Below are 18,795 nucleotides of genomic sequence, written 5' to 3' on the forward strand. Positions count from 1 at the left end.
GGACGGACCGAGCGCTCCCGAGGCCCGGCCCGCTCGGCCGGAGAGAGCGAGTCTCGCCGTGTACCGTCAAGTCACCGATCCACTGGGCCACTTGGGGCTCACCGCGCTGCTGGCCGCCACCCCACTCCTGGTGCTCCTGGTGCTGCTGGGCGTGGTGCGGATGGCCTCGCACCGGGCCGCCTTATGGAGCCTGGCCAGTGCCGTCGCCATCGCCCTCACCGTCTACCGGATGCCGTTCGGTCAGATCGCCGACGGCGCGGTGGAGGGCGCGGCGTTCGGCCTCTTCCCGATTGTCTGGATCATCCTCAACGCGGTGTGGATCAACAAACTCCAACGCGCCTCCGGCCACTTCGACCTCATCGGACGGACCTTCACCTCACTGTCCCCGGACCCGCGCGTCCAGGCACTCGTCATCGCCTACTGCTTCGGCGCCATGATCGAGTCACTCTCCGGATTCGGCACCCCCATCGCCATCACCTCGATCATCCTGCTGGGCCTCGGCCTGACCCCGCTCCGCGCCGCCGCGGTGGCCGCCTTCGCCAACACCGCCCCCGCAGCCTTCGGTTCGGTCGGCAACCCCATCCAGGCACTCGCCAAGGCCACCGGTTACTCCGAGCACGCCCTCGGCGCCATGGTCGGCCGCCAGTCATCCGTGATCGCCGTCCTGGTGCCGTTCTTCCTCCTGTTGATCCTGGACGGCCGCCGCGGACTGCGCGAGGTCTGGCCGGCGGCACTGGCGGCCGGCGTCGGCTTCGGAGCCGGACAGTACGTCTGCGCCAACTTCTTCGCCTACCAACTGACCGATGTCCTGGCCGGGATCGTCTCGGTACTGGCGGTCGTGGCACTGCTGCGGTTCTGGCAACCGGAGGGCACGCGCACCACACGGGCCCCGGACCTGGAGCCGGCCCCCGCCACGGACACGGAGCCGCGGAGGGCGCCGCGCCTCCCCCTCCTCCAGGCATTCGCGCCCTACGCGCTCCTCATCATCGCCTTCGCGCTGGTGTCCGTCGACGGCCCCGCCGCCCGCTTCGTCGCGGCCCGCGGCGCCTCGTTCCCCTGGCCGGGACTCCACCTACGCACCGCCGACGGGACGGTCCCCAAGGCGGCGGTCTACGACCTCAACTGGCTAGGCTCCGGCGGCACGGTGCTGCTGATCGTCGGCCTGCTCTCCGTGCTGATCCTGCGGGTCCGACCGGGCCGCGCGCTGCGCGCCTACCGCGAGGCCGGCAGCCAGATCCGTTGGGCGGCACTCTCCATCGGCTGCGTGCTCGCGCTCTCCTACGTCATGAACCTCTCCGGGATGGCCGTCTCCCTGGGTGCCTGGCTGGCCGGCACGGGCGGGGTGTTCGCGCTGCTGTCGGGCTTCCTGGGCTGGTTCGGAGTGGCGTTGACCGGATCGGACACCTCGTCCAACGCCCTGTTCGGCGCCATGCAGGTCGCCGCCGCGCACCGCGTCGGGATGGACGGTCTGTTGGCCGCCGCAACCAACAGCACCGGCGGCGTACAGGGCAAGGCCGAGGCCATGCAGAACCTCGCGATCGCCTCCAGCGCGGTCGGCTTGACGGGCCGGGAGGGCGAGATCCTACGGAAGGTGATCGGTTGGAGCCTGTGCGTTCTGGCGGCGCTCTGCCTCCTTGCCTGGCTGGAGTCGACGCCGGTGCTGGACTGGATGGTGGTGGGCCGTTGACGCGGGGGCGGAAGCCGTCTGGTATCGGGGCGGAAGCCGTTTGTTACCAGGGCGGAAGCCGGTGAGAAGTCTCCCCGAGCGGGACGGGGCCGATGGGGTGACGATGGAGACGTCCGTATCTAACCGTGCTGTTCCATAAGAGAGGTGGGCGGAATGGCAACCCCCTCCACACCTTCGGGCGACGGCCCGACACCTGCTCACGACACCTCCCCGAGCGGTGCAGCCCTGGGCGCCATGGCCAACCTCGGTTGGCAGGCCCTGTTCACCGTCGGCCTGGCGGCGATCGCCCTGGGCGTGGTCGTCCTGGCGTGGCCGGGCAAGACGCTGCATGTCGTCGGAATCGCCTTCGGTATCTACCTGTTGGTCAGTGGTGTCTTCCAACTCGCCGCGGCCTTCGGCGCGCACGTTCCCGGACATCTGCGGGCACTGCACTTCATCACCGGCGCGATCAGCGTCCTCCTCGGACTGGTCTGCCTGAAGGGCACCCTGCAGTCGCTCCTGTTGCTCGCCCTGTGGATCGGCTTCGGCTGGTTGCTGCGCGGCATCATGATGTCGGCCGGCGCGGCCTCGGCTCCCCAGGCACCCGCCCGTGGTTGGCAGATCTTCCTGGGCGTCCTCACCATGCTCGCGGGCATCGTGCTGATCGTCTCGCCGTTCAGCTCGATCACCGTGCTCGCGTTGGTCGCCGGCATCATGGCCATCGTCCTGGGCGTCACCGAGGTGATCCACGCCATCCGCATGCGCATCGAGGTCGGCCGCCTCACCAAGGGCACCACGGGCACCGGCACCACCCCCAGGCACCGGCGCTCCCTGTTCCATCCGCACCCGCATCCGCAGCACTGACCCGGCCACGGTGCCCATCCGATGACCGGCCGCGAGCCGGCCATCGGATGCCCATGTCCGAAGTCGACGCAGGCGGCCCGCCGTTCGCCGACCACCGCCCCCGCTGGTCGCGCGGGCCAGGCACTCACCCCATCGAAACGGCGGCGGTCATCTCCCACATCAGAACCTCCGCACCCTCGACCCCGGCCGTGACGCGCTGGCCCTCGCCACGCGTGATGCGCCCCGCGTCCCCCGTGGCGAGCAGCCCGGCACCCTCCAACTCGACGCTGCCCCGCGCAACGAAGAGGTGCACGAACGGGGCGTTGGCGATCTGGAGGGTCTCGCCGGGACGCATGCGGCTGACATGCAGCGCGGCATGCTTCTGACGCATACCGATCGCCCGCTGGTCGGCGTGCTGGGACATGCCGGACGCCAGGGTCGTCCAACCCCCGCGCGCGAGCTCGTCGTTGATGTCGAGCTGCTCGTAACCGGGGCGGATCCCGGCCTCGTCGGGGATCACCCACATCTGGAGGAAGTGGACCGGCTCCCGGTGCTCGGGCTGCCCGGTCAGGGTCCACGAGTCGTTCTTCTCGCTGTGCAGGATGCCGTTCCCGGCGCTCATCCGCTGGGCGAGCCCGGGGTAGATCACGCCGTTGTGCCCCTCGGAGTCCTGATGGACGAGACTGCCGTCGAGCACCCACGTCACGATCTCCATGTCGCGGTGCGGATGGGTGTCGAAGCCGGTACCCGGCGCGACGACGTCGTCGTTGGAAACCAGCAGCAGCCCGAAGTGGGTGTTGCCGGGATCCCAGTGGCGGGAGAACGAGAACGAGTGGTGGGAGTCCAGCCACCCGGCCCGGGTGTGAAAGCGCTCGTCGGCGCGACGGATATCGAGGGTCGAAGCCATGGTGCTGCTGCCCTTCCTGGTTGCCTGCCAGCTCTGCCAGCTCTGCCAGCTCTTTGAGCTCTTCCAGTCCTCGCGGCCTGGCGCCTGCGGGGCCGGTGGACAGCCCTTCGAGCTGATGGTTGAATCATAAACAATATCCGGTCCGGAAGGTATTCCACTGCCCTAGTGCTGCCGATCGACGCAGGTGGGCCCGGGGGCAACGGGTGGGCCACGACGCCAGGACGGGCGGCGCCATGGTCGCCCCGGCAAAGACCATTCCGCATCGAGCCATCGAGCCATCGAACTGCCGGACTATCGTGTCGAGTGAAAGGCGGTGTGCGGTGAGTAATGTCGAAGCGAAGCCGGCCGAGGTGCGTTGCGGTGCGACGGTGGACGGCGCGCGGAGCGCCGACGGGCCGCGGGTCGAGGTCCTCACCTCGCGCGAGGTGCCGCTGGGTGGCCCGCGCGCGATGACCGTGCGGCGCACGCTGCCCCAGCGCGGCCGGACCCTGATCGGCGCGTGGTGCTTCGCCGACCACTACGGTCCGGACGACGTCTCCGTCACCGGCGGCATGGACGTCGCCCCGCATCCGCACACCGGGCTCCAGACGGTGAGCTGGCTGTTCAGCGGGGAGATCGAGCACCGCGACAGCCTCGGCAGCCACGCCTTCGTCCGCCCCGGCGAACTCAACCTGATGACGGGCGGATACGGCATCGCCCACTCCGAGGTCTCCACCCCGCAGACCACCGTCCTCCACGGCGTGCAGCTATGGGTGGCGCTGCCCGGCCAACACCGCAACACCGACCGGGACTTCCAGCACTACGTGCCCGACCCCGTACGCCACCAGGGGGCAGAGATCAGGGTCTTCCTCGGTTCGCTGCTCGGCGCCCAGTCACCGGTGCGGACCTTCACGCCCCTCCTCGGCGCCGAGCTCCTCCTCGAACCGCACGCCCACCTCACCCTCGACCTGAACCCCGACTTCGAGCACGGCCTCCTCGTGGACGCCGGCTCCGTCCAGATGTCCGAAACCCCGCTGAAACCAACCGAGTTGGGCTACTCCCACCCCGGCATCAGCACCCTCACGCTGACGAACACCTCGGAGGAACCCGCCCGCGCAATCCTCCTCGGCGGCACACCGTTCGACGAGGAGATCGTCATGTGGTGGAACTTCGTGGGGCGGTCCCACGAGGACATCGTCCAGGCCCGCGCGGACTGGATGACGGGTGCCCGTTTCGGCGCGGTGCACGGCTATGAGGGCGACCGACTGCCGGCGCCCGAGCTCCCCTCGGTGGCCTTGCGACCGCGGGGAAGGGTGCGCTGACCTGCGGTTTTATGGTGTCGGCGAGGCGGCGACCGGGATGGGGATCCTGTCTCGGGAGAGTTCGGGAGAGTGCTGGCCGGGAGCCAGGCCGCCTGCCTCAATGAGCCTCTCGGGTCTGTGCCGAGTTTGGAGCGTGTAGCCATCTGTGGCGGGGTCTACTCAGACTAATGCTGACCCTTTGCTGACTTTCCTGACGGGTAGTCAGTTGGGCGAGGTGTGGGTGGGGTGGTGTTTGCTGATGAAGGAGGCGCATGTTGGAGCGGGAGGTTCCTGCCTGAGCCTTCGGCGCTCCGCGTGGCGACGAGGTGGGCTCTCGGCCGCCCGACATACCCGTCCAGCGCGGACGATCGCGGTGTGGCGTCTGGTCAAAGGACTCAGCACCCTGCTGCGCCAGCGCGGAGGCGCCCGCCAGGGTCGGCTTGTCCACCATGTCGGCCAGCGAGCGCCCCGAGGAAGTCCTTGTGCGATATCCGGTGCTGGGCCTTTTGAAAGCCCTCGATCACCGTTCGCAGACCACGATGCCCAGCTCCGCCAGGCCCTGCTTCCTTCGTTTGGTGGGGCGTGCCAGGTTGGTGGGCATCCCTCGCAGGGACGTTCCGGTTTTCGAGCCGAGGATGTCGGAGCAGGCGAGCATCTCCGCCGCCGCGGCAGTGTCTTCGATGGAGATACCAAGCTGCGTGGCGACTGAGCCGGTCTAAGACCATGTCCTATGTGGTGAGGCGGATCAGCCGTTTGTAGCAGCAGAGGGCTGCGGCGGAACACGCGGCCGCGGCGCACTGCCCAAGGTGGGCGTACCCCGTGCGTCATGGCCAGGACGCCGGGACCAGAACGCCGGCACGTGCGTGCAAGGTTGGCCGACCGCGGGTGCTTCGGCCGGGCCGTGCTGGAGCCCCGTACCTCACGCTTGCTCGTAGACTGCCGAGTACACCTGCGTGATGAGATGGCACTGACTGTCACTGAGACCGCACAGGAGAAGCTCGTCTTCCTGCCCCAGGCGATAGCCGCAGATGGCTACGTGGCCGAAGCAGTAGCGGTCCGGCCCGCCCAAAGCGTCGATCAACCGCGTGGCCAAGCGATTCGGTGGGTACCTGTCCTTGGCCAGCTCGGCGGTGTCCGCGACAAGCCCGCGCATCCCCGCGCTTGATCCGAACGCACGGTGAATGACGAAGTCGGTCGCGTGACCGCCGTACGGATTCACTTCCTGCGGTAACGCCTCCAGGACTGCTTCCTGGATGTCCAGATCCGCATCAGGGCTGACCAAGGCGTATCGACGGACGGCGTTGCCGTGGCTTGTGTTCATGATGGCCTCCTGCATCCCACACCGGTGCGCGAAAGTTCGGTCGGGTTGCACGCAGCCCGCCAGCCGGTGCAGGCAGCGAGTACGGGATTCCGCCGGCACCGGCCGGACGAGCCGCTACCCAATCCCTCACAGTGGTCCGGTTGGGCCTCGACGTGGTGGGTTTGGCCGCCTGCGCCGTAGTCATCGCGGGCATCGCCGGTGAAGGCATGGGACGGGCTGTTGAGTCTCCTTCCATGTTGCGCGGTAGCGGCCCATCGGTCGAACCGAGGCAGAGGCACTCGGTGGGTGACTTGGGATGACCAGACTGCCGGGCACTCCACCTGAGCTTCCAACGGTCTCGGATCCAGCCCGGCCAGCTGACACGGGCCACGCAACGTGTTCTGCCACGCTCTACTGTTCTGAACCGCACATACTCCCGACCATGGGTTCCTCGTGCAGGCTCTGCAGGGTTGCCGGCGTTGCCTGGGCTGTCAGCAAGGGGCACGGGTGACGCCTCGGGGGCCGCACAAGTGGAAGTATTCGATGCGGAGTTGGTCTTCGGTGTCGTGGTTGCCGCGCCAGTAGGTGGTGCGGGTGCTGGATTCGATCTCGCGGACGCCGCGCATCTGCGTGCACAGGTGCACCGCTTCCGGGTGTACGGCCACGCCGTGCGGCTCCAGGATGCGCTCCAGGGCGTCGGCGAGTTGCTGCCCGATGCGTTCTTGCACGGAGAAGCGCCGGGCGAACAGCCTTACCAACCGGGTGAGTTTGGACAGGCCGAGGATGTGCTCGTGGCCCACTCGGCGCTGTCGTACCCGAGGTCGTCACCGGCCAGGCCGTTGACCTTCAAAGACGCGTCGGGAGACCACTGCTGGTCACTCACGTGTCATCGCCTCCCATCGCCTCCCATCGAGCCTTTCGCCGTGCCGCAAGCGGCAGCCGGGGCCGGGGCCGGGATCGGGCCACCTGCCCTTCCGCGCGTTCGTGGCCGACGTTTCGATCGTGCCGGGGTGGGATCGCCACCCCATCCGGACCACACCCCGGTTCGCCGCCGGGCGTCGGCCCATGCCGCGTGCCCGAGCGCACCGCATGCGGGCAGGGCTCGACCTGCGCCCCTGGGGCGGGGCGGTGATGCTGGACGAGGGGGCTCCGCGTTCTACCGAAGGGCTGGAGGGTCTTTCCGCGCTCGGGATCGGCCCCTCGGACGTCGTGGGAGTAGGCGCTGGGGGTTGGGGCATGGCGCGGCTCGACGCTGGCTGCGCGGAGCTGCTCGGGAAACTCGCGGCCGCCCTCTGCACCGGGCGGCTCTCACGAGAGGTGTACGGAGGATGGCACAGCCCACGTACGTGATTGTTGGGGCGAGCCTGGCTGGAGCCAAGGCCGCCGAAGCGCTGCGCGGGCACGGCTTCGACGGCCGGGTCGTGCTGCTGGGGGACGAGGCCGAGTCGCCGTACGAGCGACCGCCGCTGTCCAAGGGCTACCTGATGGGCAATCAGGAGCGGGAGAAGGTCTTCGTCCACCCTGCGCACTGGTATGCCGACCACGAGGTCGAACTGCGCCTGGGCACCCTCGTCACGGGCATCGACCGCGATCGGAAGACGGTGACCACCGCCGGCGGCGAGCGGCTCGGCTACGACAAGTTGCTGCTGGCCACCGGCGCTTCCCCTCGTCGCCTCTCCGTGCCCGGCGCCGACCTGGACGGTGTGCTCTACCTGCGCGACCTTGAGGACTGCGAGCGCATCAGGGAAGCTTTCCAGCGCTCCTCTCGCGTCGTCCTCGTCGGCGGTGGGTGGATCGGCCTGGAGGTGGCCGCAGCGGCTAGCGAGGCGGGTGTGGCGACGACCGTGGTGGAGGCGGCGCAACAGCCCCTGGGGCGGGTGTTGGGGCCGCAGATCGCCCCGGTCTTCGCGGACCTGCACCGCGAGCACGGCGTGGACCTGCGACTGGGGGCCCAGGCCGTCGAGATCACGGGGGAGAAGGGGAAGGCCAGCGGGGTGCGACTCGCGGACGGCTCCCTGATCGGCGCTGACGTGGTGGTCGTCGGTATTGGTGCCGATCCCAATACCGACCTCGCCGTTGATGCGGGGCTCCGGGTCGCCGATGGTGTCTTCGTCGACGCGGCATTGGCGACCTCCGAACCGGATATCTGCGCGGTCGGGGACGTGGCCAGTGCCCTGCACCCGCTGCTGGGCAAGCACATCCGTGTGGAGCACTGGGCCAACGCCCTGCACCAGCCCGACGTCGCCGCCCAGACGATGCTGGGGAAACAGGCTCGCTACGACCGGATACCGTACTTCTTCACCGACCAGTACGACCTGGGCATGGAGTATGCCGGCCACACCGGGCCCGGTGAGTACGACGAGGTGGTCGTCCGCGGCGACTTGGCCGGCAGGGAGTTCATCGCCTTCTGGCTTGCAGACGGCCGGGTGCTCGCCGGGATGAACGTCAACGTCTGGGACGTCAACGACACCATCCAGCAGTTGATCCGCTCTGGTCATCCCGTTGACCGCGGTGCGCTCGCCGACCCGAACCTGCCGCTCGACCAGCTCACCACCGAATAGCGCCCACCACCTGCTTGGCTCTGATCGACGGCGGTGCCCCAGGTGCCCGACGGCCGCGCTCAGCTACGGGTCGACAGTCCGGCGACCTCGGCGCCTCGGCGCAGCACGTCGCGGAGCATGGCGGGGGTGAGGGTGCGAGTGAACAGGTTGCGCTGACTGGGGTGGTAGCCGCCAACCAAGCACACCTCCTGCTCCCGCAGGGGATCGACGACCAGCGCTTCGACGCCGTGACCGAAGACCGGACGCGGACGCGGCAGCCGCCATCCGGCGACCGCCAGCACGGGCAGCAGCGCCTGCCACGCGAACGCGCCGAGTACCACGATCGCCCGCAAGTCCGGGCGCAGCAGTTCCAGTTCGTGGGCGAGCCACGGGCGGCAGGTGTCGCGCTCGACGGTGGTGGGCCGGTTGGCAGGCGGTGCGCAGTGCACCGGCACGGTAATCCTCACCCCGTACAGCTCCATCCCGTCGTCGCGGTGCGTGGCGATCGACTGGGAAGCCAGCCCGATGTCGTACAGAGCGGCATACAGGGCGTCGCCGGATGGGTCACCGGTGAAGATGCGCCCGGTACGGTTACCGCCGTGCGCGGCGGGAGCCAGCCCGATGATCACCAGCGGGGCGTCTGGCGGGCCGAAGCCGGGCACTGGACGCGCCCAGTAGTCCCAGTCCATGAAGGCCCGCCGCTTGATCCGGGCGGTCTCTTCTCGCCAGGCCACCAACCGTGGGCACGCCCGACAGGTCGCCACCGCAGCGTCTAGCTCGCTCAGCGACCTCATACGGGAAGCTGTCCGCGCGGGAAAGTCGCGGGAATCCACCGGAGCGCGTCTGCTGGGCATGCCATGCTGCTCGTTCATGGGCCATATTGGACGCCATCTCGTACCGGAAGGTGGTCGGCCCGACCCGTCCAGTTGAGGAATGCGTACAGAGACGATCTTCCTTCTCGCCCTCTTGCCCCTGGCTCCCACCTCTCCCGGCGGCCAAGCCCTCGGCCGGCTTCCACCAGCCATCCTCGATCACGCGGATTTTGATCGTCGGCGGTGAGCGTGGCGGCGTGCGCGTGAGGCTGCGCTTCGGCTACTGCTGCGCCATGTCAACAGCTTCGTAGCCGTATGCGGAGGTAGTCGACGAGCCGACGAGGGGAAGCTCGCGACAGCGCCGTGCTGGACCTGTGCGGCCGCCGCGCTCATCGGAAGCCTCCAGGGCAGTCATGCAGCGCCGGTAGATGCTGCCGGAGTCGGTCAGGGCATGGGGTGGTCTCTTCGATCTGCTTCGGGAACGGCGGTTCTGGCCGGGCCTGGTCGATCTGGAGTCCCGATCACCGCGGTAGCCGAATCGACGTCACGGTTGGTTGCGGCCCACGTCGCGGACGAGTTCCAGGCCGAGGACGCGGTCCAGGTATGCGAAGATCTCGAACTTGGCGCCGTCCGGGATCTCTTGAGCCGTTGCGACGTGGCGCAGCACGGTCAGGACGCCGGCGATGCCGATGTCGTCGGCGAGTGCTCTGTGAGCTTGGCAGCGAACGTCGTCGGGAATCGGTCTGGACGGCGAACGTGCCCAATCGGCCACCCTGCAACGCCAGTTGGTGAGCGCCTGCTCGGCGTAGGCCAGCATGCCGGAGGTAAGGGTGATCGGCTCACGGTGGGGGTGGCTCAGCAGTGCCAGCCGGAGGGCCAGCGGATCTGCGCTTTCCCCGTCGGAGAGCCCGGGGATCGCCGCGAGGCGCTGTCGCACGGGCCCGATCTCGATCCATACGCCGTGCTCGGAATCCGTGCTTTCGGCATCGGATACGTGGACGTCTGCGACTGCCATGCCGGCGGTGTCGGGTGGGTTGATGCCCAGCGCGGCTGTGGCGCGGTCGAGGGCTTTGATTTGCTCGGGTGGCAGGTCAGGTACAACGAGAGTGTGGCGCGCCTGTACCCCGGTCATCTCCGCGGCACGGAACAGCACATCGCCGACGAGCAATGCGCGCAGGTCGACGGCGCCAACGGCCAGGCCGGGGCAAGACAGGTGGACGGCTATCCGCAGTACGCCCCGTCGCAGGGCGGGGAGCTCCACCGGGTGGTGGGTCCGGCAATCGGTGACACGCAGCACGCTCTTGACGCTGCTACGGCCCTGCTCAGTGGATGTCGATGCCTTGGGGCACGTCATAGGTCGGCTCACTCCAGACACCTGGTGAGACGGAGGGGTGCGTGCCCTGGCCGGTGAGTGGTCGCCGGCCGCTGGCCCGCGGGTTCATACCGCAGCGGACCTGCCGCTTCCGGCTGGCTCTTTGCGCGGATCGAGTTGGGGGAGCGGGGTGGTGGTGTGCCTGGCTTCCTCCTGGGGGTTGGTTCCACCGTGGCTCGGCCTGCCTGTCCGCGCTTGGGCCCACCGGTCCCGCACACCCGGGCCGACCGGTTCTCGGCGCAGTCGTTCCGAATCCGCGAGACAGGCGCATACCGTTCGGACGTTGCGGTCCTGCCCGTAGCCCGGGTGGGAGACACGACCTCAGGACGGTGGGTACGCCCCCGAGCCTCGTTCCTGCCCGGCTTCGGGCTTCGCGAAGGAGCGGCATCAGGTGTGGGAAGCAAGCACTACCCAGGCCGAGAAACGCAGTTGGCCGTTCTCGCCGAAGGAAAGCATCCTGCGGGCGAAGGCGCCCTCCTCGTCGTCTCCGTAGCGGGCGCCGACGGCCGTCCGGGTGCGAAGTTCGGAGATCGACCAGTTGGCCGCGCCGAACGTCGCGCGCAACTGAGCCTCCGAAACACCCATGGCTGCCGGGATGTGCGGGGGGAGGTCTGTGTCGAAGCACATCAGGTTCAGCCGAGCCTGGGCGCCGGTCACCCGGTGCAGCGTGCGTAGGTAGGTCAGCCGCTGTGCTTTCGCCAGGCAGTGGTAGAGCCCGCTGTCGAGCACGGTGTCAAAGGTCGCGTCCTGGTAGTCCCGCAGGTCCAGGGCGTCTCCCACCGCGAAGTCGACTGCCGCGTCCCGGGCCCGTGCGCGTCGTCTTGCCTCTTCGACGGCGGTCGGTGCCACGTCGACGCCGGTGACCTGGTACCCCTTGCCCGCGAGGAAGATCGCGTTGTCCCCCAGACCGCAGCCGATGTCCAAGACCTTGCCGGCGAAGCGTCCCTCCCGTTCCAGTTCGATCACGAAGGGTTGGGCCTCGCCGATGTCCCAAGGCACCGTGCCCAATGCCGGGAGGCCGGGCGCCGGGGAACGCCGCTGATAGAAGGCGTTGAAGTCGATGTCCGACGGATCGAAGTCGAAGGTCTCGGCCATGCAGCTTCCTTACGATGGTTCAGCGTGCGGCGGGCGTGTGCCCCTGCTCGGGTACCGGGTGTCTGGGGAGCGGGACGGCGATGACGGGGCAGGATGCGTAGTGGAGCACGCCCTGGCTCACGGAGCCCAACAGCATGCCGGTGAAGCCGCCGTGTCCACGGGTGCCCACCACCAGGCCCAGTGCGTGGACGGATGCCTTGGTGAGCTCCTCCACGGGGTGGCCGATGGCGACCTCCTGGTGTACTTCCACCTTCGGCCAGGACGCGGTACGGCTGGCGACGGTCTCGGCGAGCAGGCTGCGGCATTCCTGATCCACAGTCGACTCGTCCTGTATGTCGAAGCGGTGCGGCTGCCTCACGTACAGGGCTCGCAGGGCGGCACCGTGGAGGGCGGCCTCCTCGAAAGCGACATCGGCCGCGGCGGCCGAGCGCGTGCTGCCGTCGATCCCGACGACGAGACACCGCGTTTGCCCGGTGATGTCCTCGACTTCGGGCACCACGACCACGGGGCAGCGGGCGTGCGCCATCAACGGCAGCACGACCGAGGCCGGGCTGAACATCTCCTGGACCCAGCTCAGGTGGTAGGAGCCCAGCACCACCACGGCGGCGTCGCGAGCCTCCTCCTCCAGCGCGAACGCCGGGTTTCCGCCGGTCAGCAGGCTGGTGAGCTGTACTTGTGGCTGCCGGGCCCGAGCGAAGGTCACCGCATCCTTGAGAACGCGCTCCCCGACCTCGTCCCGGTAACCACCGGTGGGCACCGTCGAGGTATGAACCAGGCGCAACGCAACATGCCGCCGGGCGGCCTCATCCACGGCCCAGGCCAGAGCCCTCCGTGCGGAGGAACTCCCGTCGACGCCGACCACGACCGGCCGGCACGGTTCTGCTGGGGCCATCATCACCTGCCTGCTCCTTCTCCGTGCCCCGCCCCATCCTCAGCATGACTGAATCGGCAAAGGGTGTCTCGGTGTGCCGTGAGGGGATGAGGTGGATGAGGTGGCGTGGAGAGTGAGTAGGTGGCACCGATGCTCGGGGCAGGTCAGCTGGGTACGGAAGCGGTGAGCCTGACGGGCGGAGGCGTTGCCGACCGGGCCGCTCGTCCGCACGGGGCGTCGTCGCGGGCGAATCCGGTCCGGAGCGTTCGTTTGACCGTTCGTGATGTCGCGTCAGACCTGGTAGGCGCGCACCGACGTTCGCTCCTGACCGCAGCGCGACCGCACGCCAGCCCGGCTCCCCGGGCGACCCGGGCTCCGCAGTGGCCGGCGGCACGGGGTGCCGCCCGGTCCCGAAGAGAGCCACCCAGCCCATTGTCTTCGTCCGGCATGTCACGGCACAACGGAGCTATCGGATCGGGCCGTAGGGGTGTCTGCGGGCGTCTTGCGCGTTGCCGCGCGCGGTGATCAAACGTCTGGCACAACCGTGAGGAAGAGACCATGGCTCCCAAGAACAGCAACGGTGACCTGGTGCGGTGGTTCGACGACATCACGGTGGGAGACACGGCCGTGGTCGGTGGCAAGAACGCCTCTCTCGGGGAGATGACCCGCAACCTGACCTCGCAGGGAGTCCGCGTCCCGAGCGGATTCGCCACCACCGCGCACGCCTATCGCGAACTGCTGGAGGAAGCGGACCTGGGGTCCGGCATCCGCGAGCAGGTCGACGCCCTGCACGCGGGGGCCGAACTTGCAGACGTGGGCGGAGAGATCCGGCGGATGTTCCTTGACGCCGAGCTTCCCCCACGGCTGACCGAGGCCATCGGGAATGCCTATCGGAGACTCGGCGTCGCCTTGCAACGGGGGGACCCGGATGTGGCGGTGCGCTCAAGCGCCACGGCCGAGGACCTGCCCGAGGCGAGTTTCGCCGGCCAGCAGGAGACCTTTCTGAACATCACCGGGGAGGCCGCGCTGCTCGATGCCTGCAAGCGCTGCTTCGCGTCGCTGTTCACGGACCGGGCCATCAGCTACCGCGAGCACAACGGCTTCGACCACCTCAAGGTGGCGTTGTCCATCGGAGTACAGCAGATGGTCCGCTCCGACAAGGCGGGAGCGGGAGTGGTGTTCACCCTCGACACCGACAGTGGCTTTCCTCGTGTGGTGCTGGTCAACGCGTCGTGGGGACTGGGCGAGTCGGTCGTCGCAGGCACCGTTGACCCCGACGAGTACCAGGTGTTCAAGCCCCTGCTCGGCCGGGAGGAGCTCTCTCCGGTGATCTCGAAAACGGTCGGCGGGAAAGAAACCAAGATCGTCTACGGGAGCGGGAACAAACCCACGGTCACGGTGGATACCAGCGAGGACGAGCGGGCGGCCTACGTACTCGATGATCGTGACATCGTGCAGTTGGCCCGGTGGGCCGTGGCCATCGAGGAACACTACGGCCGCCCCATGGACATCGAATGGGCCAAGGACGGACTCGACGGAGACCTGCATATCGTCCAGGCCCGGCCGGAGACGGTGCAGGCCCGCAAACAGGCCGCTCACCTGCGTTCCTACCGGTTGACCGGACGCGGCACACGACTGGTCAGCGGGCTGGCGATAGGCGATGCCATCGCTGCGGGAGAGGTCTGCAACCTGCGCAGTGTCCAGGAGATCGGCCGATTCGAAGCCGGCGCCGTGCTTGTCACCGGAGCCACCGACCCGGACTGGGAGCCGATCATGAAACGGGCCGCGGCCATCGTCACCGACCATGGAGGACGCACCTCGCACGCCGCCATCGTCAGCCGTGAACTGGGGGTGGCCGCCGTCGTCGGCACCGGGAACGCCACCGCCACACTCACCGATCGGCAGGAGATCACCGTCTGCTGCGCCGAGGGCGAAGAGGGCCACGTCTACCAGGGCGTCCTCGATTACGAGGAGCAGGAGATCGACCTGGCCCAGGTCCCGGCCACCACGACCAAGGTGATGCTCAATATCGCCAACCCGTCAGCGGCCTTCCGGTGGTGGCGGCTGCCGGCCGACGGCGTGGGACTGACCCGCATGGAGTTCATCGTCAACAACCACATCAAGATCCACCCCATGGCCCTGGTCCACTACGACGAGCTCGACGACGAAGCCGCCCGGCGACGGATCGCCGAACTCACGCCCGGTTACGACGACAAGGCGGAGTTCTTCGTCGATCGCCTGGCCTACGGGATCGCCCGCATTGCCGCTGCTTGGTGGCCCAAGCCCGTCATCGTCCGGATGAGCGACTTCAAGACCAACGAGTACGCCAAACTCATCGGCGGGCAGCCCTTCGAGCCGCCGGAGGAAAACCCCCATGCTGGGCTGGCGGGGCGCGAGCCGCTACTACAGTGCGGGTTACCGGGCAGGGTTCGGCCTCGAATGCCGCGCCATCCACCGCGTCAGGGACGTCATGGGGCTGACCAACACCATCGTCATGATCCCGTTCTGCCGCACCCTCGACGAAGCGGACCGAGTCCTTGCCACCATGGCCGACCACGACGTGGTCCGCGGACGCAATGGCCTGGAGACCTACGTGATGGCGGAAATCCCGTCCAACATCATCCTCGCCGCACAGTTCGCCGACCGCTTCGACGGTTTCTCCGTCGGCAGCAACGACCTCACCCAGCTCACCCTCGGCGTCGACCGCGACTCCGAACGACTGTCCGGGCTCTTCAACGAACGCGACCCGGCTGTCACCCACAGCATCCAGACCCTGATCAGCGCCGCACACCGCGCAGGCCGCAAGGCCGGTCTGTGCGGCCAACGTCCCAGCGACGACCCGGACTTCGCCCGCCTGCTGGTCGCTGCCGGAATCGACTCGATCTCCGTCACCCCCGACAGTTTCCTCCTCGTGAAGGACAACGTCGCCGCTGCCGAGCGCGACCACGGGCAGTCCGGTCGGACGGACCGATAGGCCCTACCCGGGTGGCGGCAGAGGGTGATCGGAGGTTTCCGACTGATCGGTGTGGAACGTCACGTCGATCCAGCAGGCACAACCGATCGGTTGCAGTGCCCAGTAGCCGATGGCCGGGTACAGCAGAGTCGCGTCGATCGCCGACCCTGGCGGCAGACCGTGCGGCAAGGCGACACGGGTCTGGCGGGCGTGGTCGAAGGGAACGAGGGCGTGCCGTCGGTGGACGCGAGCGGTCGCGCAGTTGGGGCGGGACGAGCCGGAGTTGAGGTACCCGCTGGCGGGCACCTGAGTGGAGCCCCAGAAGGGAGAGCGAGACGGACGTCAGGGGAACGATGCGGGGCGACGCTCCCGATCACGAGCTGGTTCGGAACCTGATCCCTACGTCGGGGTGGAGGGAGTCGGCCACGTCACGGTCGAAGGGCTCGGTGCCGGGGGTGAGTACCGACGCGGCGGCCACGGCCACCCCCAGCGCGCAGGCAGTGACCGGATCGTCTCCCGCGGCCAGCCGTAGGGTGAGCGCGGCCACCATGCTGTCTCCGGCCCCGGCGTCGCTGAGCAACTTGCCAGGCAGCGGCGGTGCATGCAGTTCGGTGTGGCCGCGACGTGTCGAGCAGAGCGCGCCCAGGTCACCGATCGTGGTGACGGCGATCTCGGCGGTCCCCGTGGTGAGCAGTAGCTCGTTGACGGCCACGGCGTCGTCGAAGCTCCCGACGGTCCGGCCGAGGAGATCGGCGGCCTCTGTGCGGTTGCACCTGAGCAGGAAGACGCTGTCCGCCAGCGCCTTCCGTAGCGCCGGGCCTGATGTGTCCAACACCAGCCGGGATCCGGCCTCTTTGACCCGGCGGGCGACGGCCGTGTAGAAGTCGTCAGGCAGGCCGCCGGGCAGGCTCCCGCTGGCCACGACGTACCCGCTGGTGCCGATCGCCTGCCCCAGCGCGTCCAGGCAGCGTCGTCCCTCATGGTCGTCGAGGTGCGGGCCGGGTGGGACGATGTGGTGGCTGCGGTGCGACTCGGTCTCGAACAGCACGAGTGCTTCGCGGGTCTCACCCTCGATGTCGACGGAGATGTGGTCGATGCCCTCTTCGTCCAGCAACCTGTTCAGGCGGCAGCCGACCTCGCGGCCGGCGGTGTGGACAGCGGTCGCCTGCCCTCCGAGTCGCACCACGTCGCGTGCGACGTTGATTCCGCCACCCCCGGCGACCACAGACCTGACCCGGGCACGGTTCTTGCCGACGTCGGCAAGGTGGTCGACGTCCCAGCAGATGTCGACGGTGGGGTTCAGCGTCAGGGTGAGGACTGGCCTGGCCGTGACAGGCTCCGGCACTGCTGTGCTCATCGCGGAGATCTCGCCTCGTCCGGTATGGCGAGCACCTGGCGCACCAACTGGCGAACAGAGAACCGCTCGTTGTCGTACTCGACTGTGACCGCCCGCAGGTCGTCGGCGACGATGGTTGGCGTGCGCCCGACGGCGGATGCCCGCGGACCCGTCACGATGCCGTTGGACACCGGGGGTTTCCCTACAGCGCCCAGACCGTCCTGGTAGCAGCCACGCGCGACCTCCTGCCGGAAGACCTCGTCGCCCTCGGTGTCGGTCGTCATCCGTGCGGTCACGGAGGCGATGCCGGCCACGTCGAAGGGATACTCGGTCAGCACTGAGCGGCCGGTGCAGCCGAGCCTGTTGATGGCAACTCGGGAGGCCATGGTTCGCTCCCCACATGTTTGGCCGAACTGCCGACGAAGTGGCCCGACACCGAGGGCCTCGGTCGCGGCCGATCGCGGTCGCTCACAAGTCACGAACGGCACGGCCGACGGGGGCGCAAGTCGCTGGTCCCCACTCCAGCTTCGACGCTAGCCCTTCCCGCAGCCCGACGCACCTCGTCGCGTCCTGCGCCCGTCGCCTCAGGTGGGAGGGGTGCCCCTACTGCCTCTTGGGCCCTTCGGCCGGAGGAAGTTGAGTGGATGGAGCTGCCGGGGCAGTACACGGAGCCCCTGCGTCCAAGCAGGTGCGGAATGGCGCAAACCGCCTTCTACGCAGGCGAGTTGGTCGGGCAGCCCACTTGGGCTCGGACAGAGTGAGTGGCACGCTTCGCGGTTTCAAGGACGTGGCGAAGCGGTCGACGGGTGCCACGGAGTGCCGCCGGGCTCTTGGCCCTCGGCTGGAAGGCGCCTTCACGGGTGTTGACGGGCGTCAGCCCCAGTAGCCGGCAAGCATTTCCGTTAGCCAGGCCGGCACGCGTATCTCGCCCCGTGGCCCCATCTCCTGGGAAGTACGGGGCGAGGTCGTAGATCGGGCTCCCGTCGACCGCATCCAGGTCCTCGACGTGGAGGTCGAGGCTGCCGACCTTGAGGATCCGCGGCAGGGTCAGCAAACCGTCAGCATTGGCGCCCGAGGAGCCAGCCCGAAAACGAGGATCGAGACGGCAGAGAACGACCGGCTCGTACGCACGAGCCGGTCTTCGCGACCCGGGAGGACCGCCCACTTCTCGCGGGCCCTGATTGCGCGGTGCGCGGTCTCGCTCCGCTTCTCCGCGTCTACCGTCCTCCCTGTCACTTTCAGTGAAACACTCGACGCCGCCGCGAAACAGTTCCGTTCGGCCCCGCTCCATGGGCCGAACGGCCCTTTGCGCGGCCGTATTCCGCATGGCCGAGCCGGCCGCAGAGTCAGCGGTCCGCGCCCCGCTCGCCGCGCGACGGGGCTCAGCTCGTCCGGGTCCTCCGGATCCCCCGAGTGACGGGATCTTGGTGGTCTCGCCCTTCGCCGCCTCCAACGGAACCCGGACGGTCAGGATGCCGTCGGTGTACTCGGCCGTCGCTCGGTCACCACGTGCTTCTGCCGGCAGCCTTACGGCGCGGGCGAACGAGCCGTAGCGGAATTCACCCCGCGCTGTCGATCCTGCCTGCTGCCCTTGTGGCGGCCCATGCGGGCACCGGCCCTGTGGGCGGCCGTCCGCTAGCCGTGCTTCTCCTCGCCGCTCCCCGCGGCGTGCTGCGTGGCGAGCACGGCCGCCTGGATGCGGCGCTCGACGCCCAGCTTGGCCAGCAGGCGGGAGATGTGGTTCTTGACGGTCTTCTCGGACAGGTAGAGCCGAGCCCCGATCTGACGGTTCGTCATCCCTTCGCCGATGAGGCCGAGGA

Annotated in this window: 15 protein-coding genes and 4 pseudogenes; 6 read left to right on the plus strand and 13 right to left on the minus strand. The window is 68.7% G+C overall.

What is annotated here, in order from left to right; genetic code table 11:
- The first annotated feature begins 58 nt into the window (after positions 1 to 58).
- Both ACFVFQ_RS27630 and ACFVFQ_RS27635 read left to right on the plus strand, forming a co-directional pair.
- Positions 59 to 1,687 (plus strand): L-lactate permease, encoded by a 1,629-nt coding sequence (locus tag ACFVFQ_RS27630; protein ID WP_383420785.1) that lies wholly within the window; start codon positions 59 to 61, stop codon positions 1,685 to 1,687.
- 153 nt (positions 1,688 to 1,840) lie between these two features.
- Positions 1,841 to 2,530, plus strand: a complete 690-nt coding sequence (locus ACFVFQ_RS27635) for an HdeD family acid-resistance protein (protein ID WP_383420787.1) — start codon at positions 1,841 to 1,843, stop codon at positions 2,528 to 2,530.
- A gap of 124 nt (positions 2,531 to 2,654) precedes the next feature.
- On the opposite strand, the gene ACFVFQ_RS27640 is transcribed toward ACFVFQ_RS27635, so the two are convergent.
- Positions 2,655 to 3,416, minus strand: coding sequence for a pirin family protein (locus ACFVFQ_RS27640; RefSeq protein WP_383420789.1), 762 nt, complete (start codon positions 3,414 to 3,416; stop codon positions 2,655 to 2,657).
- Between the two features lie 320 nt (positions 3,417 to 3,736).
- Here ACFVFQ_RS27640 and ACFVFQ_RS27645 point away from each other — a divergent pair, with 320 nt between their 5' ends.
- The gene (locus ACFVFQ_RS27645; protein WP_383420791.1) at positions 3,737 to 4,717 is read left to right on the plus strand and encodes a pirin family protein; all 981 of its coding nucleotides are present in this window, start codon (positions 3,737 to 3,739) and stop codon (positions 4,715 to 4,717) included.
- A gap of 499 nt (positions 4,718 to 5,216) precedes the next feature.
- Here the strand turns inward: ACFVFQ_RS27645 and ACFVFQ_RS27650 are convergent.
- The 3 genes and pseudogenes from ACFVFQ_RS27650 to ACFVFQ_RS27660 all read right to left on the minus strand — a co-directional run.
- Positions 5,217 to 5,396: pseudogene (locus ACFVFQ_RS27650) on the minus strand (phage tail tape measure protein); the annotation flags it as partial.
- 219 nt (positions 5,397 to 5,615) lie between these two features.
- Positions 5,616 to 6,017 carry a hypothetical protein gene (locus tag ACFVFQ_RS27655; protein ID WP_383420793.1) on the minus strand — a complete coding sequence of 134 codons (402 nt, stop codon included), beginning with the start codon at positions 6,015 to 6,017 and terminating at the stop codon, positions 5,616 to 5,618.
- Between the two features lie 470 nt (positions 6,018 to 6,487).
- The gene (locus ACFVFQ_RS27660) at positions 6,488 to 6,796 is read right to left on the minus strand and encodes a GTP cyclohydrolase I (protein WP_383420795.1); all 309 of its coding nucleotides are present in this window, start codon (positions 6,794 to 6,796) and stop codon (positions 6,488 to 6,490) included.
- A 528-nt stretch (positions 6,797 to 7,324) separates the two neighbouring features.
- On the opposite strand from ACFVFQ_RS27660, the gene ACFVFQ_RS27665 reads away from it, so the two are divergent.
- Complete coding sequence (locus tag ACFVFQ_RS27665) at positions 7,325 to 8,557, plus strand: NAD(P)/FAD-dependent oxidoreductase (RefSeq protein WP_383420797.1); 1,233 nt, start codon at positions 7,325 to 7,327, stop codon at positions 8,555 to 8,557.
- Positions 8,558 to 8,616: 59 nt separating this feature from the next.
- Here the strand turns inward: ACFVFQ_RS27665 and ACFVFQ_RS27670 are convergent, their stop codons facing one another.
- The 4 genes from ACFVFQ_RS27670 to ACFVFQ_RS27685 form a co-directional block, all read right to left on the minus strand.
- Positions 8,617 to 9,390, minus strand: coding sequence for a uracil-DNA glycosylase (locus tag ACFVFQ_RS27670; RefSeq protein WP_383420817.1), 774 nt, complete (start codon positions 9,388 to 9,390; stop codon positions 8,617 to 8,619).
- A 502-nt stretch (positions 9,391 to 9,892) separates the two neighbouring features.
- Complete coding sequence (locus tag ACFVFQ_RS27675; RefSeq protein ID WP_383420799.1) at positions 9,893 to 10,645, minus strand: hypothetical protein; 753 nt, start codon at positions 10,643 to 10,645, stop codon at positions 9,893 to 9,895.
- Positions 10,646 to 11,107: 462 nt separating this feature from the next.
- Positions 11,108 to 11,815, minus strand: a complete 708-nt coding sequence (locus ACFVFQ_RS27680; protein WP_383420801.1) for a class I SAM-dependent methyltransferase — start codon at positions 11,813 to 11,815, stop codon at positions 11,108 to 11,110.
- Between the two features lie 19 nt (positions 11,816 to 11,834).
- Positions 11,835 to 12,710 carry a universal stress protein gene (locus ACFVFQ_RS27685; protein WP_383420803.1) on the minus strand — a complete coding sequence of 292 codons (876 nt, stop codon included), beginning with the start codon at positions 12,708 to 12,710 and terminating at the stop codon, positions 11,835 to 11,837.
- Between the two features lie 534 nt (positions 12,711 to 13,244).
- Here ACFVFQ_RS27685 and ppsA point away from each other — a divergent pair.
- Positions 13,245 to 15,017 (plus strand): annotated as a pseudogene (ppsA, locus tag ACFVFQ_RS27690) (phosphoenolpyruvate synthase); the annotation flags it as partial.
- 43 nt (positions 15,018 to 15,060) lie between these two features.
- Positions 15,061 to 15,660, plus strand: a complete 600-nt coding sequence (locus ACFVFQ_RS27695) for a putative PEP-binding protein (RefSeq protein WP_383420805.1) — start codon at positions 15,061 to 15,063, stop codon at positions 15,658 to 15,660.
- Positions 15,661 to 16,012: 352 nt separating this feature from the next.
- Here the strand turns inward: ACFVFQ_RS27695 and ACFVFQ_RS27700 are convergent, their stop codons facing one another.
- The 5 genes and pseudogenes from ACFVFQ_RS27700 to ACFVFQ_RS27720 all read right to left on the minus strand — a co-directional run.
- Positions 16,013 to 16,996 carry a 1-phosphofructokinase family hexose kinase gene (locus ACFVFQ_RS27700; RefSeq protein ID WP_383420807.1) on the minus strand — a complete coding sequence of 328 codons (984 nt, stop codon included), beginning with the start codon at positions 16,994 to 16,996 and terminating at the stop codon, positions 16,013 to 16,015.
- Positions 16,993 to 17,361 (minus strand): hypothetical protein, encoded by a 369-nt coding sequence (locus tag ACFVFQ_RS27705; RefSeq protein WP_383420809.1) that lies wholly within the window; start codon positions 17,359 to 17,361, stop codon positions 16,993 to 16,995. The genes ACFVFQ_RS27700 and ACFVFQ_RS27705 overlap by 4 nt, the downstream gene beginning before the upstream one ends.
- A 468-nt stretch (positions 17,362 to 17,829) precedes the next feature.
- A pseudogene (locus ACFVFQ_RS27710) lies at positions 17,830 to 18,026 on the minus strand (S-adenosylmethionine-dependent methyltransferase); the annotation flags it as partial.
- A 399-nt stretch (positions 18,027 to 18,425) separates the two neighbouring features.
- Positions 18,426 to 18,551, minus strand: a pseudogene (locus ACFVFQ_RS27715) (Hsp20/alpha crystallin family protein); the annotation flags it as partial.
- Between the two features lie 59 nt (positions 18,552 to 18,610).
- Positions 18,611 to 18,795: response regulator transcription factor (locus tag ACFVFQ_RS27720; protein WP_383420811.1), on the minus strand; the 185-nt coding region annotated here is incomplete at its 5' end.

The organism is Streptomyces sp. NPDC057743, assembly GCF_042798755.1.
In the GTDB taxonomy this organism is placed as follows: domain Bacteria; phylum Actinomycetota; class Actinomycetes; order Streptomycetales; family Streptomycetaceae; genus Streptomyces.

What these genes read in the sequence shown, in the direction of transcription:
- ACFVFQ_RS27655 (WP_383420793.1), bottom strand. Translation starts at nt 6,017, where the DNA reads ATGAACACAAGCCACGGCAACGCCGTCCGTCGATACGCCTTGGTCAGC.
- ACFVFQ_RS27665 (WP_383420797.1), top strand. Translation starts at nt 7,325, where the DNA reads ATGGCACAGCCCACGTACGTGATTGTTGGGGCGAGCCTGGCTGGAGCC.
- ACFVFQ_RS27680 (WP_383420801.1), bottom strand. Translation starts at nt 11,815, where the DNA reads ATGGCCGAGACCTTCGACTTCGATCCGTCGGACATCGACTTCAACGCC.
- ACFVFQ_RS27685 (WP_383420803.1), bottom strand. Translation starts at nt 12,710, where the DNA reads ATGATGGCCCCAGCAGAACCGTGCCGGCCGGTCGTGGTCGGCGTCGAC.
- ACFVFQ_RS27670 (WP_383420817.1), bottom strand. Translation starts at nt 9,390, where the DNA reads ATGCCCAGCAGACGCGCTCCGGTGGATTCCCGCGACTTTCCCGCGCGG.
- ACFVFQ_RS27640 (WP_383420789.1), bottom strand. Translation starts at nt 3,416, where the DNA reads ATGGCTTCGACCCTCGATATCCGTCGCGCCGACGAGCGCTTTCACACC.
- ACFVFQ_RS27635 (WP_383420787.1), top strand. Translation starts at nt 1,841, where the DNA reads ATGGCAACCCCCTCCACACCTTCGGGCGACGGCCCGACACCTGCTCAC.
- ACFVFQ_RS27695 (WP_383420805.1), top strand. Translation starts at nt 15,061, where the DNA reads ATGCTGGGCTGGCGGGGCGCGAGCCGCTACTACAGTGCGGGTTACCGG.
- ACFVFQ_RS27705 (WP_383420809.1), bottom strand. Translation starts at nt 17,361, where the DNA reads ATGGCCTCCCGAGTTGCCATCAACAGGCTCGGCTGCACCGGCCGCTCA.
- ACFVFQ_RS27700 (WP_383420807.1), bottom strand. Translation starts at nt 16,996, where the DNA reads ATGAGCACAGCAGTGCCGGAGCCTGTCACGGCCAGGCCAGTCCTCACC.